This is a genomic window from Pantoea sp. App145 (assembly GCF_047947045.1).
Lineage (GTDB): Bacteria > Pseudomonadota > Gammaproteobacteria > Enterobacterales > Enterobacteriaceae > Pantoea.
Map to the genome: position 1 here is coordinate 2,778,380 of NZ_CP133290.1, position 14,487 is coordinate 2,792,866.

Here is a 14,487-nt window from a genome sequence, read left to right on the forward strand (position 1 = left end):
TGCTTGCATTTTGAATCTTTTAAAACTCTAATAGCTGAACATCTGCGTCAGCAGTGATCGGATTATTCCTAACAACTCACGTGAAGTTTATTAATGATTTCACTGGCGCAACGTCACTCAATGAAAGAATGCAGATATGAACGAAAAAAATAACTTCGACATCGTCCGACTATCGCTCGCCTTTATCGTGTTACTGGTGCATTCGGCAGAAGTCACCAGAAATCCTGACATTCGTTTCCTTGCTCACTTTCTGAATAGTGATTTTGCCGTAAAAGGATTTTTCGCAATAAGTGGTTTTCTTATTGCAAAAAGTTACTTAAGAAGTAAATCACTCACCTCTTATTTTATTAAGCGTGCGCAACGAATTTTACCCGCGTATATATTCGTGGTGATTATGTGCTTCGTGATCGGTCTGTGCCTGACGACGCTGCCCATTGTCGATTTTCTGAAAAACAAAGAAACTATCAAGTATCTGATAGCGAACTTCTCGTTCCTCAACTTCATCCAGCCATCCCTGCCGGGCGTGTTCACCAGCAACCCGAACCAGCCGCTGGATGGCTCCCTGTGGACGATTAAGGCTGAGCTGAGTCTCTACGTGCTGTTGCCCTTCGTTCTGCCGCTGATGAAGAAAAACCCGTTGAAAGTCTGGGGAGCAATTTTCATCATTTCCTGTGCCTGGTTCTTTTACTTCACGGCAGTGTATACCGGAGCCAAAGCCGATACGCTGGCGAAACAGTTCATTTCGCTCTCTTCCTACTTCTTCTTTGGCAGCCTGCTGGCGACCCATCAGCCCACGTTTGATCGTCTGAAAGAAATCACCATTATTTCACTGGTGGTGTTTCTGCTGTTCAAAGGCACCGATTACTCCTTCCTGGTGGAGCCGATCGCCTTCTCGTCGGTGGTGATTCTGTTCTGCACCAACCTGTGTAGCGAGATCAAAATCAGCCAGTACGGTGACATGTCTTACGGGATGTACCTTTATCACTGGCCGATTATTCAGGTGTTGCAGCACTTTGGCGTCTTCAACGCTAACGCCTTCCTCGGCCTGCTGATGACGATTGTGATTACCGTGGCGCTGGCTTATACCTCGTGGAACCTGCTGGAAAGCCGCTTCCTGAAACGGGCACATCATACGCCACCTCCCATTGCGGGCAGCACCGCTCGCGACTGATGTTGTAAACAATAACCCCGTTCACTACTGAACGGGGTTTTTACTTTTTCAGATGGTGGCACCCATCGAGAGCCGATAGTGCAGATTGACCTGCTCGATGGTCGGCAGGTGGTTGATCTTTTTAATCACGATTTCGGTAGCCACTTTGCCCATTTCAAAGCGTGGCGTAATCACGCTGGCCAGACGTGGCGTAGTGACCTGACCAATCTCCAGCCCATGAAAACCGGCAATTGCCATCGACTGTGGCACCGCAATCCCCGCTGCATGGCACTCCTGCAATACGCCAACCGCGAGGTCATCGTTAGTACAGAGAATCGCATCCATCTCCGGATAGAGCTGGCGCGCCAGCGTCATCATGCCGGTACCAATCGATACCGATGACACCTTGTTTGGCACAATGCGCCCGGCGGGCAGCCCCGCCGCGGCCACCGCATCACAATAACCAGCATAACGTTGCTCATCACGCCGGTCTGACATGGAACCAAAATAGATCACACGCTTTTTGCCACTCGCCAGCAGCATCGCCGTCATGTCATAGCCCGCACGATAGTTATCGAACCCGACATTGATGCGATCGCGCGTTTCGGTCAGTCCCATCACTTCCGCCACCGGAATGGTGGCCGCTTTCAGGTATTTTTCCGCACGGATGGTGTGCACAGACTCGGTGAGAATAAGACCTTTGATATTCAATGCCAGCACCGTGGCAATCTGCTCCTCTTCCCGCTGCGGGTTGTAATCATAATTGACCACCAGCGTTTGGTAGCCTTGCGCACTGGTCACGGATTCAATCCCGGCCAGCAAATCGGCAAAGATTTGATTATTAAAGGAAGGGATCAGCACACCAATGCGTGGCGGACTGGCGCTGCTCAGGGCAAGGTTGTCCGGATCAGGCGTGTAGCCGATTTCAGCAATAACGCTGGCAATTTTGTCGGCCGTTTCCGTTTTCACTTTTTCCGGCGTGCGTAAATATCGGCTCACCGTCATCTTGGTGACCCCCGCCAGGGTGGCAATATCATCCAGGGTGATGCGCTGCGTTTTCATCGCGATGTCCGCAAAGACGGCCTTTCAATCAACGTATTATGCCTGCTGCCCGGCAAAAAATGAAACCGCACCCTGGCGCAATGAGCGACAGGGTAAAGTCGCTCATTTCAGAATAAAAATTTCAGAGAAATTCCAGTAAAAAGTAACAAGCGCAACATCCCGGCCAGAAGGTAATGACAAAAAACCTATCATTTCATCTGCATAAATCTTACCCCCACTTATCCACGACAACAATTTTCGCAACCCCGCTCACATATTTCGGAAAAAATGATCCAAAAATATCCATTTAGAAAATATATTTCACTGTGAGTACCCTGCGTGAATACACGGAACATCGACAACCTACAACATTCCTCTTTCTGGACATGCAACGTTCAGGCGGTAGAGACAAGGGGCTATAACCATGGATTCCAGACAAAAACGCTACAACATGAGGTATGTCATTCTCTGCTGCACCGTCGCCGCATTTGGCGGGTTGCTGATGGGGTATGACTCTTCCATTATCTCAGGTGCAATCGAACCTTTAAGTGAATACTTCCAGCTGACACCCGCTGAAACGGGCTGGGCAGTCTCTAACATTCTGCTCGGGAGTCTGGTGGGTTGTTTTATCGCCCCGCGCCTGAGCGATGTGCTGGGACGCAAAAAATCTCTCGCCATTACCGCCTTGCTGTTTACCGTTTCGGTGATCGGCACCGCCATCGCCCACAATTTCACGATATTTGTGCTTTTCCGCATCATCGGTGGCCTGGCAATCGGACTCGCTTCGGTGATCTCGCCTATCTATCTGGCGGAGCTGTCACCATCAAAGTTTCGTGGTCGCACCACCGCGCTGTATGCGGTGTGCTGCGTCGGCGGGCAATCGGTGGTACTGCTGACTAACTACTTCATCACCAAATCGATGCTGCCGGAAGCGATGATCGCTATGGGCTGGCGCTATATTCTGGCGACCGCACTGGTGCCCTGCGCGTTGTTTATCTTCTTTATCGCCTTTATCCCGGAATCACCGCGCTGGAACGTGCTAAAAGGCAAATACGATGCCGCCCTGGACACACTGACCAAAATCTCCAACCGCGAACATGCGGAAAGCGTGTTCAGCGAAATCAAACACTCGTTCTCCGACGAGGCAGCACGTCAGCACAAGGCACGTTTTCGCCTCGATAAAACCACGGTGCCATTGCTGGTGATCGGTATTGGTCTGGCAGTGGGTAACCAAATCAGCGGCATTAACGTGATTCAGTATTTTGGGCCAACGCTGCTGAAAAATGTCTCTGGCAGTGTGGATTCGGCGCTGCTGCAAACCTTCTGGCTGTCCGTTTGTCAGTTTATAGGCGTACTGGTGGGGATGACGCTGATCGATAAAGTGGGGCGTCGTAAGCTGCTGCTGCTCGGGGCTATCACCTCCTGCATCTTCCTGGCCTACTCGTTTATCGCCTTCTATTATCATCTGCCAGGCCTGCTGCCGGTGATTGGTCTGTTCGCCTATATGATTTTCTTCGGCATGACCTGGGGCCAGATTGTCTGGACGGTGCTGGGCGAGATTTTCCCGACCGAAATCCGCTCCATCTGTGTCGGGATCTCCATCTGCGCGATGTCGATGGCGAACTTTATCATCAGTTCCACCTTCCCGATCATGAACAGCAGCCCGATGTTGATCGATATGTTCCATGGTGGTTTCCCGCTGCTGCTGTTCGCGATTTTCTCGCTGGGTATGTACTTCTTCACCTTCCGCTATCTGCCGGAAACGGCGGGAGTATCGCTGGAGAAAATCCACGGTCTGGTGCTGGAAAAATTCAATGTGGATGCAGAATTGCCAGCCGCCACCAGCAGCAGCAAATCCGCTGAGTCACTGAATATTCCACGGCATTAAATTTACCGCCAGAAAATAGCGCGATAAATCGCGCCGCTACAAATGATTGCACAATCCGGTAGCGGCGCGATTTATCGCGCATTGTTTAAAGCGTCACCCCATCCGCTGCTCATACTGCTCAATCACCGCCAGCGCCAGACCATTGGCTGGATCGATACGCTGCGGCAGAAAATGCAGCGCGGTATGGGCAAAGGTAAAGGCCAGCGTGCGCGCCTGCGCCGTCTGCTGCACCGCCTGAACAAAGGCGGGGGACGCATTCCACGGCGCATCCACCATAATGCTGGCGGGATTGAGCAGCAGCATCACCTGGCTCAACGCGCTGCCAAGTTGCGCGCCAGCCTCACTCATCACCGCACTGACCATTGCCGGTTCGCTCTCGCGATTTTGCCAGCGCAGACCCGGTTTTCGCTGGGCCAGCTGATGCTGAATCGCAGGCTGGCTTACCAGCGCTTCCAGGCAGCCAAGACGCCCGCAGCTGCAACGCGCCCCATTCGGCTGCACCGTCAAATGGCCCACTTCTCCTGCGGTCCAGCTGCTGCCGGTAAACACTTCGCCCTGCTGTACCAGCGCCCCGCCAATACCTTCCGCAATGCGCAGATAAAAATGACTCTGATTTTTATCCAGCGCCAGTTGCTGCACCGGCAACAGCGCCGCCGCTTTAACATTATTCATGATGCGTAAAGGCAGGCTGATTTCAGCTTTGAGTGGCGTCAGCAGATCAATATCCTGCCAGCCAAGATGGGAAGAGAAATGCATCCAGCCACGTTGTGGATCAACGATGCCTGGGAATCCGAGCGCGATACCAATTAACTCAGGATGGGCGGCGACCAGCGTCTGGCAGCACTCCGTCAGCTCCTGCAACAGCACGGCGGGGTCATCCGTTTTGGTGCGCCAGGTCTGTTCGGCAATCACCTGCGAGAAATAATCACATACCTGCCAATGAATCGTCTGGCGTTCCACCATGATACCGGCGCTTTTCAGCTTTTCCGGCCTGAGTGATATTTCAATCTTCGGACGCCCGGCAGAGGCAACACTGACCGGACCCAGTTCGGTAATCACCCCCAGTTCCAGCAGATCATCCACAATCAGCGAAACGGTATTTTTGCTGAGGTTTAATGCCAGAGCCAGATCCTGGCGGGAGGTTATCCGCGTCTGACGCAGCTGCGTCATGACCCGCTTCAGGTTATTCAGTCGTAATAATGCCGGCCCTTTACCCATCGCTTTCATGCCTTTCTCACCCGGCAAAATGGAAGAGGTTCAGTGTAGCAGTGTCCGGGTGCGCTTTATCTCGGACTTTGCTGGCATTTTTGACGTGGCGCACCCTGATGAAGTGAGGCAGGCGAATCAGTATTCATCGCCGCGCACGCGGCTGCGGTAGCTTTCCCAGTCGAAGCGCACCCACAGGCTGTTGCCGAGGCGCATACGGTCCATCACGCGCTCGCCCAGCAGCGTGTTCATACCAGCGGGGTCGAGGTTCGACAACATACCCGTCGGGCGTTTGGACGAGGATCGGCGATCGACAATCTGGTTAATGATCACTTTTTCATAGCGTGATTCGCTTTGCATGCCGATCTCGTCGATCACCAGCAGATCGACATTACTGAGATCCTGCAACAGGCGTTCTTCGGTGATATCGCTGCCGCCACTGAAGGTGCCTTTCATGCTCGACATCAAATCCGCTACGGTCACAATCAGCACGCTTTTGCCGCGCAAAATCAGGTCATTCCCGATAGCCGCAGCCAGATGGTTTTTGCCGGTACCAGGGCGGCCGGAAAACACAAAGCTGGAAATGCTGTTATCGAAACCCGCCGCGTACTCACGCGCCAGGCTCAAGGCTTTGCGTTGCCCTTCATTTTCCACCCGATAATTGTCGAACGAGCAATTCATATGCAGTTCGCGGATGCCGGAGCGGCCCATAATACGCTGCATCTTCATCGCACGATTCTCACGCACAATGGCTTCGGAGCGTAAACGGCCCTGCTCTTGATTCCAGGCCAGCAATTCTTCACCGCTGGTGAATTTTGGTTTCACCTCATGCGGCATCAGTTTTTTCAGGCGGCTGAAAAGATCGTTCGGCGTTTTCATCATTCACCTCGAAAACCATCGGGAATATCATAATCAGTATTGCTGATCCGGGTGATATCGCGCTTCGGCTGTCCGCCGTTGGCCGCCCGGTTCATCTGTACGCTACGCGCCAGCTTTTGCTGCCACTGCACATGATGGAACAAACGTCCCTCAGCCTGCCAGTAAGCAATAAAAGTGGCCAGCTCAGCCGCCGTCACCGGTTCGCTCAGCGCGATGCCCCAGATGGCCGCCTGGCGCTGAAAATCGTTGTCCGGCAGCCAGCCCGCATACATGGCAAATTTCCCCACCGGGGCCGCAATGGGCGCGCTGGGGGTGTCAAACATGCTGTCATCCAGCATGACATCATTGGGTTGCTGTGCCGCGGCTTCCAGCGCCAGCAATTGCGCCAGCCGCTGTGGCGTCAGCGCATAAAATGCCGGTGCGTTGTGATGCAGCACTGCCAGCGTGCCGTTTTCCGCCTGTTGCAGTACCGCGAGCGGATCCTGACAAAAGCCATCCAGCCCGACCAGCGTTGAAGTTAAGATTTTGACTGACATGAAGAAACCTGACGTTGACTAGCCCAGTGCAACGGAGCGGATATGCCGCCCGGCGCTAAGGTTGCAGTGTACCTGTTTTAGCGCGTGGAATCGCCAAAAAAGGTCATCGCAGATTAAAAGCTGGCGCTGACACCAAGGCTATAAATGAACTGCTCACCGCTGCTCATCGCCCCGGTTTGTGAGAATGAGGCAAACGCTGACAGATGCTGCCCCAGCGGCATATTGGCACCCACACTGACATCCATCCAGTTGTTTTCCCTGCCGATCCCCTCATCACTGCGTGGCGTAAAATTCATCTCACCCAATTGATGACTGTAGCTAATCTGTGCGTAGGGCGCTATCCAGCCAAGGCTGGAATCAACACGCCAGCCCAGCGAGGCGACCTGGTCAGGGTTGTTACGATCGATAAATTCACATTGCGGGCAGTTGAGAGACGAGGGATCGACCGCGTATTGCGCAATCGGCCCGGTGGATATTGTCTCACTCATCGGCATTTGCCAGCCAGCCGAGAGGCGGTTAGCAAACGGATTCGCGCCAACGCTGGCGGCTTCGGTATGGAGGTTAATGATCGCCCCATCAGGTGGGTTAAGCGCCGCATCCATCAGGCCTCGATCGTTGTTGCCGGTCAATGTCAGGTGATTCTGGGAAATTTTTTCCGCCAGGATGGCGTCATAATCAGGCGAGCTCGCGCTGGTCGTGTTCTGCTGGCTGCCCTCATCCCATGCCCGGGCAGGCAGGGCGCAGGCAGATAGCCACACACCAACAAGAGCCAGCGCAAGAATGTGCTGGCCTGACCGCTGACTTTTCTGCAACATGAAGGACTCCTGACGAGCCAGATAGGAACCGGGCGTTTAGGTATTGGATAAAACAGTTATCGGCGCCCTTTGATTAACTATTAACCGATTATTGAATACGTCAAGGAAAGAGAAGTATTTTCCTCATGCTTTAGGAGCACTGCGATGCAACGATGTGGCTGGGTAACACAGGATCCGCTCTATCTGGCGTACCACGACACCGAATGGGGCGTGCCGCAAACTGATAAGCGTGCCTTATTTGAAATGCTGTGTCTGGAAGGACAACAGGCCGGGCTTTCATGGATTACCGTGTTAAAAAAACGCGCAAATTATCAGCGTGCTTTTCATCAGTTTGACCCACAGGCAGTGGCTGCGATGGATGAAGCCGATCTCGATCGTCTGATGCAGGACAGCGGCCTGATTCGTCAACGCGCCAAACTGTCAGCCATTATTGTGAATGCGCGTGCGTTCCTCACCATGGAGGCGAGCGGTGAAGACTTTTCTCGCTTTATCTGGGGATTTGTCGATGACACGCCAGTTTTGCACCATTTCCCCGATTACAAGCAGGCTCCCACCACCTCCGATGCTGCCATAGCAATGTCTAAAGCGTTGAAGAAGCGTGGTTTTAAATTCATCGGCCCTACGATTTGCTATTCCTATATGCAAGCCTGCGGCCTGATTAATGATCATCAAACTGATTGTTTCTGCCATCCTGCCAACATATGAGGCGATTCTTTACAATTTAAGACTTATTCTCACGCTTTCCCTCATGATTTAACGGCATAATCAGCACCGTTTTGGGTTTTTCCCCCCATTTAAATCGAAGGGACTTTTATGAATAAGCACACTGTTGCACTGGCCTTGTTACTGAGCGGCAGCCTGGCATTATCTGGCTGTACCACCAACCCTTACACCGGCGAATCACAGGCAGGTAAATCCGGCATTGGCGCGGGCCTCGGAGCCGTGCTGGGCGCGGGCGTCGGCATGCTGTCATCCTCGAAAAAAGATCGCGGTAAAGGGGCGCTGATTGGCGCGGCTTCCGGCGCAGCGCTGGGAGGCGGTATCGGTTATTACATGGATGTGCAGGAAGCCAAACTGCGCGACAAAATGCGTGGCACCGGCGTCAGCGTCACGCGCCAGGGTGACAACATCGTGCTGAATATGCCAAACAATGTCACCTTCGATTCCAGCAGCAGCAACCTGAAACCGGCGGGTGCCAATACTCTGACCGGCGTGGCAATGGTACTGAAAGAGTATCCAAAAACCGCCGTCAATGTGGTTGGCTTTACTGACAGCACCGGTACCCGCGCCCTGAATATGCGTCTGTCGCAGCAGCGTGCGGAAAGCGTTGCCAGCGCGCTGATTGTGCAGGGCGTCGAAGCCAGCCGCCTGCGTACCCAGGGCATGGGGCCGGATAACCCGATTGCCAGCAACAGCACCGAAGCCGGCAAGGCGCAGAACCGCCGCGTCGAGATCACCCTCACCCCGCTGGGATAAGTCTTTTGGGCCTGCGCTGTCAGGCCCATTTCGCACGTTTTTACTCCACTTTTGACGCTTGCTGCTGCCCCTGCCCTCAAATATTATCCCCCCGTAGAGCCGCCGATTTCTTTATGTTAGCTTGATCAAAAATTGATCAATGGAAGCCCATCATGTCGCTGAAAGCCATCGCCTCCGTCCTCGGACTTTCCGTTACTACCGTGAGTCGTGCACTGAATGGCTATGATGATGTGGCTGAAGACACGCGCAAACGTATTGAAGAAGAAGCCAGCCGACGCGGCTATCGTCCCAATGCCGCGGCTCGCCAACTGAAGACCGGCCGTACCAACACCGTCGGGCTGGTGATACCCGATAGCGTATTGCCGCTAAGCGATAGCCATTTCACCGGCATGCTGCAAACCATTGATCAACGCCTGGCCCGTGAAGACATTGATCTGCTGATGCTGGCCGATAAACCCCAGGACCAGCAGCGCACGCTGCGTATGCTGCGCAGCCGCGCCATGGATGCGCTGATCGTCACCCATACCACCCCCGACGACATCCGCCTGCAACGTCTGCAACAGAAAGGTTTCCGCTTCCTGTCGCTGGGACGTAGCCAGCTGGCGCAGCCCTATGCCTGGTTTGACTACGATAATCACGCCGGGGTAAAGCTGGCGACAGAACACTTTCTGGCAAAGGGGCTGACCCGGCTGGGGTGGATTGGCAGCAACGAACCCAGCTCTTTTGTGCGCGACCGCCGCCAGGGGTTCCTCGATGCCATCGCATCGCACCAGCCGCCGGTTCCTGTGCCGAAGCTTGCTACCGTAGCTCCCTCACGTCGTGCGGGTTATCAGCAAACCTCGGCCTGGCTGGCGAGCGCCCCTCAACCGCAGGCGATCATTACCGATTGCAGCCCGCTGGGAGAAGGTGCCGCCATAGCATTGCAACAGGCCGGGCGGCTCAGCGGGCCGCAGGCCATTCCGTTGTTTGTTTATGACGGGCTGCCGCATGATTCGATTATCGATCACCCGGTCAATGCCATCCTGCAATGCTCACAGCAACATGTTGGCGAAAAGATTGCCGAGATGGTGCTGCAATTGCTGGACGGCACCCCCCCTGAACAAGTGCAGGCCCTGTGGCAACCGCGTCTGCTCCTCACTTCTGACTAGCCGGTTGTTGCGCAGCGGTGTTCCTGTGGTAGTCTTCGCTTGTTTCTTTTGATTCAGGTATATGCAATGAAGACCAGGCCGCCACGCGCGACTATCAGTGATGTTGCCCGTACGGCAAAGACCGGGAAAACCAGCGTTTCCCGCTATCTGAATGGCGAGCAGAATCTGCTGTCGCCCGACCTGAAAGCGCGTATTGAACAGGCCATTGCTGAACTCGATTATCGCCCCAGCCAAATGGCGCGCGGGTTGAAACGAGGACGTACCCGCCTGATTGGCCTGATCATTGCGGACATCACCAATCCCTATTCCGTTGATGTGCTGAGCGGTATTGAAGCCGCCTGCCGCAGCCACGGTTTTACCCTGCTGATGTGTAATACCAACAATGAAGTGGATCTGGAGCAGCATTACCTGCAACTGCTGAGCAGCTATCAGGTGGAAGGCATTGTGGTGAATGCGGTCGGCATGCGTGAAGACGTGCTGCGCCAGCTACAACAATCCATGCTGCCGATGGTACTGATTGACCGCAAAATCCCTGATTTCGCCTGTGACGTAGTCGGGCTGAATAACCCGGAAGCGGCGCATCAGGCCACGCAGCACCTGCTGGATAACGGTTATGAAGCGCTGCTGTTCCTCAGCGAGCCGCTGGGTAGCGTCAACACCCGTCGCGAGCGCCTGGCGGCGTTCTTTAGCACCGCGCAATCGCAACCTGCGGTGCAGGCAGAAAACACCGAAGTTGCCCTGCATCAGCCCGCCCTGATGGATGCGGCGCTACGCGATTTCCGCCAGCGTCATGCCGGAAAACGCTGTGCCATCGTCGCCGCCAACGGCGCGCTGACGTTGCAGGTGGCGCGCGCAATGCAACGTCTTAACCTCAACTGGGGCGAATCCATCGGCCTGCTTGGCTTCGATGAGCTGGAATGGGCTGCGCTGGCCGGACCTGGCATCACCACCCTGAAACAACCTACCTGGCAGATCGGCTATGCCGCGCTGGAAAAGGTTATCGCGCGTATTGAAGGCGACGATCAACCGATTTCCGAGCAGGTATTTTCCGGCGAACTGATTGTGCGCGGCTCCAGCCAGCGGCTGCGTTAATTTATTCGTTAAAACCCGCGCGATAAATCGCACCGCTACAATCCCCCACGGCCCACTTCGTGAGCAGGATCATACTTCCGTGATCTGTCGCTTTTCTTTGGAACCGGTTCCATCTAACGTTTTTATAACGTTTGGCATGCTGTTTACGCCCGGAGAGATGAGATGAAACCAGAAATTATCGTTGTTACCGCCGCTTACGGCACCACCAAAGTAGCGGAACTGGGCGGTCAGGCTGCGCTGCTGCCGCTGATTAAGCAGGCAGGGGCGGATGGTGTGGAAATCCGCCGCGAATTATTCGGTGCTGATGAGATTAGCCAGCTACCCGCGCTGGGTGAGGCGATTGCTCAGCAGGGTCTGAGTGTGTGCTATTCCGCACCGGAAACGCTGTATCTGGCTGATGGCGCGCTGAACCCCCATCTGGCACAACTGCTGCGCGAAGCCGGGCAGCTCGGGGCACAGCGCCTGAAACTGTCGCTCGGCCATTATGTCGAGCCACACTTCGACGCCTTACTTGCGGTACTGAACGCATCCCCGGTCAAACTGGTGGTAGAAAACGATCAAACCGCCGATTGCAAACTGGCCCCGATGCAGCGCTTTTTCCATCACGCCTTTGACGCCGCGCTGCCGCTGCACATGACCTTTGATATGGCGAACTGGCACTGGACCGGCGAAGACGCCATGCAGGCGGCACAGCAGCTGAGCCGCTATGTCGGCTACGTGCATGTCAAAACTGCCGTGCCTCATCACCCCAGTTTCCGCGCCATCGCGCTGGATGACAGCCCCGAAGACTGGCGCGCCCTGTTACAGGCGCTGCCCGGTGATGTACCTCGCGGTATCGAATTCCCGTTGGAAGGCGACGATTTAGTGGCGGTAACGCGTCACTACGTTGACCTGCTGCGCGCCTGCTAAGGAGCTGACAATGATGACCCCGACGCAACTGGATGTGGTGACCATTGGTGAAGCGATGGCGATGTTTATCGCGGAGCAAACTGGCGATCTGGCCGCTGCCGAACGTTTTACCAAACGCATCGCCGGTGCCGAACTTAACGTGGCAATTGGTCTGGCGCGCCTGGGATTGCAGGTGGGTTGGGTGAGCCGGGTGGGTGACGACAGCTTTGGTCGCTTTACCCTGCAACAGCTGGCAAAAGAGGCGGTTGATCATCGCTGCGTCACCGTTGATACGCGTTATCGCACCGGTTTTCAGCTCAAATCCCGCGTCGATGATGGCTCCGACCCTGAAGTGGAGTACTTCCGTGCCGGTTCCGCCGCCAGCCATCTGTCGCCGGATGATTTCAATGCCAGCTATTTCGGCCATGCGCGCCATCTGCATCTGAGTGGCGTGTCGGCAGCGATTTCCGAGTCCTCGCTGGCGCTCTGCAAACATGCCGCCAAAGAGATGCGCGCGCAGGGCAAAACCATCTCCTTCGATCCCAACCTGCGGCCGGTGTTGTGGCGCAGTGAAGATGAGATGCGTAAACAGCTGAACCTGCTGGCGGAGTACGCCGACTGGGTGCTGCCGGGTGAGCGCGAGGGATTGATTCTCACCGGCTATCGCCAGCCGGAAGCCATCGCTGATTTCTACCTGGATAAAGGCGTCAGAGCGGTGGTGATCAAAACCGGCAGCGATGGTGCATGGTTCAAAACTGCCGACGGTGACAAAGGCCTGGTGGCCCCGATTCGCGTTGACAAGGTGGTCGATACCGTCGGTGCCGGTGATGGCTTTGCCGTCGGCCTGATCAGCGCCCTGCTGGAGGGCAAAACGCTGCCGCAGGCGATCCTGCGCGGCAACAGAATCGGCTCGCTGGCTATTCAGGTCGCGGGCGACAGCGAAGGGCTGCCGACACGCGCCACCCTTGGCGATTACTGATACCTGCACAAACACATGCAGTGGCGCGATAAATCGCGCCGTTACGAACAGAGGATAAACGTATGAAAACGCAGACAATCGCGCCAAAACGCTGGTGGTTTATCATGCCCATCGTGTTTATCACCTACAGTCTGGCGTATCTCGATCGCGCGAACTTTAGCTTCGCCTCGGCCGCAGGCATTAACGACGACCTCGGCATCACCAAAGGCATGTCATCGCTGCTCGGCGCGTTGTTCTTCCTTGGCTACTTCTTTTTCCAGATCCCTGGGGCGGTGTATGCCGAACGCCGCAGCGTGAAAAAACTGATTTTCTGCTGCCTGGTGCTGTGGGGGCTGTGCGCCTCGCTGACCGGGGTAGTGAGCAATATTCCGATGCTGGCGGCCATCCGTTTTGTGCTCGGCGTGGTGGAAGCGGCGGTGATGCCCGCGATGCTGATTTACATCAGCAACTGGTTCACCAAATCCGAACGTTCACGCGCCAACACCTTTCTGATCCTTGGTAACCCGGTGACGGTGCTGTGGATGTCGGTGGTGTCGGGCTATCTGATCGATTCCTTTGGCTGGCGTGAGATGTTTATCTTCGAAGGGATTCCGGCGGTGATCTGGGCCGTCGCCTGGTGGTTCCTGGTGCAGGACAAACCGGCTCAGGCGAAATGGATGAGCGACAGCGAAAAAGCCGCGTTGCAGGCACAGTTGCAGAAAGAGCAGGAAGGCATCAAAGCGGTGCGTAATTACGGCGAAGCCTTCCGTAACCGTAATGTTGTGCTGTTATGCCTGCAATATTTTGCCTGGAGCATCGGCGTATATGGCTTCGTGCTGTGGCTGCCCTCCATCCTGCGTAACGGTACGCAGATGGGGATGGTGGAAGCGGGCTGGTTGTCGGCGGTACCTTATCTGGTCGCCACCATCGCGATGATCGTGGTGTCGTGGGCCTCGGATAAAATGCAGAACCGTAAACTGTTTGTCTGGCCGCTGCTGCTGATTGGCGCGCTGGCCTTCCTCGGTTCGTATCTGGTGGGTTCCAGCCATTTCTGGCTGTCGTATGCGTTGCTGGTGATTGCCGGTGGTGCGATGTATGCCCCTTACGGTCCGTTCTTCGCCATCATCCCGGAAATGCTGCCGCGTAATGTGGCAGGCGGCGCGATGGCTCTGATTAATAGCATGGGCGCACTCGGTTCATTCGTCGGCTCATGGATTGTGGGTTATCTTAATGGCGCAACCGGCAACCCATCGGCCTCTTACATTTTTATGGGGGCAGCCCTGCTGGCGTCAGTCTGGCTGACGCTGGTCGTCAAACCCGCTGAAAACAAAACGCCGCCGTTGCACGGGGCAAAACACGCCTGAAAGCGTAAGCTGAAATGACTTTTCCGGGCGACGCTGGTCGCCCGTC

The 14,487-nt window shown here is 55.2% G+C and carries 14 protein-coding genes; 9 read left to right on the plus strand and 5 right to left on the minus strand.

Features of this window, described 5'->3' with window-relative positions:
• The first annotated feature begins 136 nt into the window (after window positions 1-136).
• Window positions 137-1,171: an acyltransferase family protein gene (locus RCF31_RS12660; protein WP_416410798.1), complete on the plus strand. Its 1,035-nt coding sequence runs from the start codon at window positions 137-139 to the stop codon at window positions 1,169-1,171.
• Window positions 1,172-1,219: 48 nt separating this feature from the next.
• On the opposite strand, the gene RCF31_RS12665 is transcribed toward RCF31_RS12660, so the two are convergent.
• The gene (locus RCF31_RS12665) at window positions 1,220-2,212 is read right to left on the minus strand and encodes a LacI family DNA-binding transcriptional regulator (RefSeq protein ID WP_208717030.1); all 993 of its coding nucleotides are present in this window, start codon (window positions 2,210-2,212) and stop codon (window positions 1,220-1,222) included.
• 403 nt (window positions 2,213-2,615) lie between these two features.
• Between RCF31_RS12665 and RCF31_RS12670 the strand changes: the two genes are divergently transcribed.
• Window positions 2,616-4,079: a sugar porter family MFS transporter gene (locus tag RCF31_RS12670; protein WP_299455594.1), complete on the plus strand. Its 1,464-nt coding sequence runs from the start codon at window positions 2,616-2,618 to the stop codon at window positions 4,077-4,079.
• 93 nt (window positions 4,080-4,172) lie between these two features.
• Here RCF31_RS12670 and RCF31_RS12675 read toward each other — a convergent pair whose 3' ends face one another.
• From RCF31_RS12675 to RCF31_RS12690, 4 genes are all read right to left on the minus strand, one after another.
• The gene (locus RCF31_RS12675; protein ID WP_416410801.1) at window positions 4,173-5,306 is read right to left on the minus strand and encodes an ROK family protein; all 1,134 of its coding nucleotides are present in this window, start codon (window positions 5,304-5,306) and stop codon (window positions 4,173-4,175) included.
• Window positions 5,307-5,423: 117 nt separating this feature from the next.
• Window positions 5,424-6,164, minus strand: coding sequence for a DNA replication protein DnaC (gene dnaC, locus RCF31_RS12680; RefSeq protein ID WP_084878225.1), 741 nt, complete (start codon window positions 6,162-6,164; stop codon window positions 5,424-5,426).
• On the minus strand, window positions 6,164-6,700 hold the full coding sequence (dnaT, locus tag RCF31_RS12685; RefSeq protein WP_299455598.1) for a primosomal protein DnaT: 537 nt from the start codon (window positions 6,698-6,700) through the stop codon (window positions 6,164-6,166). Before dnaT ends, dnaC begins: the two co-directional genes overlap by 1 nt.
• A gap of 113 nt (window positions 6,701-6,813) precedes the next feature.
• Window positions 6,814-7,515 carry an autotransporter gene (locus RCF31_RS12690; RefSeq protein WP_416410804.1) on the minus strand — a complete coding sequence of 234 codons (702 nt, stop codon included), beginning with the start codon at window positions 7,513-7,515 and terminating at the stop codon, window positions 6,814-6,816.
• A 144-nt stretch (window positions 7,516-7,659) separates the two neighbouring features.
• Here RCF31_RS12690 and RCF31_RS12695 point away from each other — a divergent pair, with 144 nt between their 5' ends.
• The 7 genes from RCF31_RS12695 to RCF31_RS12725 all read left to right on the plus strand — a co-directional run bounded on the left by RCF31_RS12695 (window position 7,660) and on the right by RCF31_RS12725 (window position 14,441).
• Window positions 7,660-8,220 (plus strand): DNA-3-methyladenine glycosylase I, encoded by a 561-nt coding sequence (locus tag RCF31_RS12695; protein WP_416410806.1) that lies wholly within the window; start codon window positions 7,660-7,662, stop codon window positions 8,218-8,220.
• A gap of 108 nt (window positions 8,221-8,328) precedes the next feature.
• The gene (locus tag RCF31_RS12700) at window positions 8,329-8,991 is read left to right on the plus strand and encodes an OmpA family lipoprotein (RefSeq protein ID WP_208717024.1); all 663 of its coding nucleotides are present in this window, start codon (window positions 8,329-8,331) and stop codon (window positions 8,989-8,991) included.
• A gap of 152 nt (window positions 8,992-9,143) precedes the next feature.
• Window positions 9,144-10,139: a LacI family DNA-binding transcriptional regulator gene (locus RCF31_RS12705; RefSeq protein WP_313684010.1), complete on the plus strand. Its 996-nt coding sequence runs from the start codon at window positions 9,144-9,146 to the stop codon at window positions 10,137-10,139.
• Window positions 10,140-10,205: 66 nt separating this feature from the next.
• Entirely contained in the window at window positions 10,206-11,231 is a 1,026-nt protein-coding gene (locus tag RCF31_RS12710) for a LacI family DNA-binding transcriptional regulator (protein ID WP_084878209.1), read from the plus strand.
• Between the two features lie 162 nt (window positions 11,232-11,393).
• On the plus strand, window positions 11,394-12,140 hold the full coding sequence (locus RCF31_RS12715) for a sugar phosphate isomerase/epimerase family protein (RefSeq protein WP_299455609.1): 747 nt from the start codon (window positions 11,394-11,396) through the stop codon (window positions 12,138-12,140).
• A 13-nt stretch (window positions 12,141-12,153) separates the two neighbouring features.
• On the plus strand, window positions 12,154-13,098 hold the full coding sequence (locus tag RCF31_RS12720) for a sugar kinase (RefSeq protein ID WP_416413254.1): 945 nt from the start codon (window positions 12,154-12,156) through the stop codon (window positions 13,096-13,098).
• A gap of 62 nt (window positions 13,099-13,160) precedes the next feature.
• The gene (locus RCF31_RS12725) at window positions 13,161-14,441 is read left to right on the plus strand and encodes an MFS transporter (protein WP_299455613.1); all 1,281 of its coding nucleotides are present in this window, start codon (window positions 13,161-13,163) and stop codon (window positions 14,439-14,441) included.
• Window positions 14,442-14,487 lie beyond the last annotated feature (46 nt).

Coding starts and splice junctions, on each gene's coding strand:
- RCF31_RS12660 (WP_416410798.1), top strand. CDS start 137: ATGAACGAAAAAAATAACTTCGACATCGTCCGACTATCGCTCGCCTTT.
- RCF31_RS12665 (WP_208717030.1), bottom strand. CDS start 2,212: ATGAAAACGCAGCGCATCACCCTGGATGATATTGCCACCCTGGCGGGG.
- RCF31_RS12670 (WP_299455594.1), top strand. CDS start 2,616: ATGGATTCCAGACAAAAACGCTACAACATGAGGTATGTCATTCTCTGC.
- RCF31_RS12675 (WP_416410801.1), bottom strand. CDS start 5,306: ATGAAAGCGATGGGTAAAGGGCCGGCATTATTACGACTGAATAACCTG.
- dnaC (WP_084878225.1), bottom strand. CDS start 6,164: ATGAAAACGCCGAACGATCTTTTCAGCCGCCTGAAAAAACTGATGCCG.
- dnaT (WP_299455598.1), bottom strand. CDS start 6,700: ATGTCAGTCAAAATCTTAACTTCAACGCTGGTCGGGCTGGATGGCTTT.
- RCF31_RS12690 (WP_416410804.1), bottom strand. CDS start 7,515: ATGTTGCAGAAAAGTCAGCGGTCAGGCCAGCACATTCTTGCGCTGGCT.
- RCF31_RS12695 (WP_416410806.1), top strand. CDS start 7,660: ATGCAACGATGTGGCTGGGTAACACAGGATCCGCTCTATCTGGCGTAC.
- RCF31_RS12700 (WP_208717024.1), top strand. CDS start 8,329: ATGAATAAGCACACTGTTGCACTGGCCTTGTTACTGAGCGGCAGCCTG.
- RCF31_RS12705 (WP_313684010.1), top strand. CDS start 9,144: ATGTCGCTGAAAGCCATCGCCTCCGTCCTCGGACTTTCCGTTACTACC.
- RCF31_RS12710 (WP_084878209.1), top strand. CDS start 10,206: ATGAAGACCAGGCCGCCACGCGCGACTATCAGTGATGTTGCCCGTACG.
- RCF31_RS12715 (WP_299455609.1), top strand. CDS start 11,394: ATGAAACCAGAAATTATCGTTGTTACCGCCGCTTACGGCACCACCAAA.
- RCF31_RS12720 (WP_416413254.1), top strand. CDS start 12,154: ATGACCCCGACGCAACTGGATGTGGTGACCATTGGTGAAGCGATGGCG.
- RCF31_RS12725 (WP_299455613.1), top strand. CDS start 13,161: ATGAAAACGCAGACAATCGCGCCAAAACGCTGGTGGTTTATCATGCCC.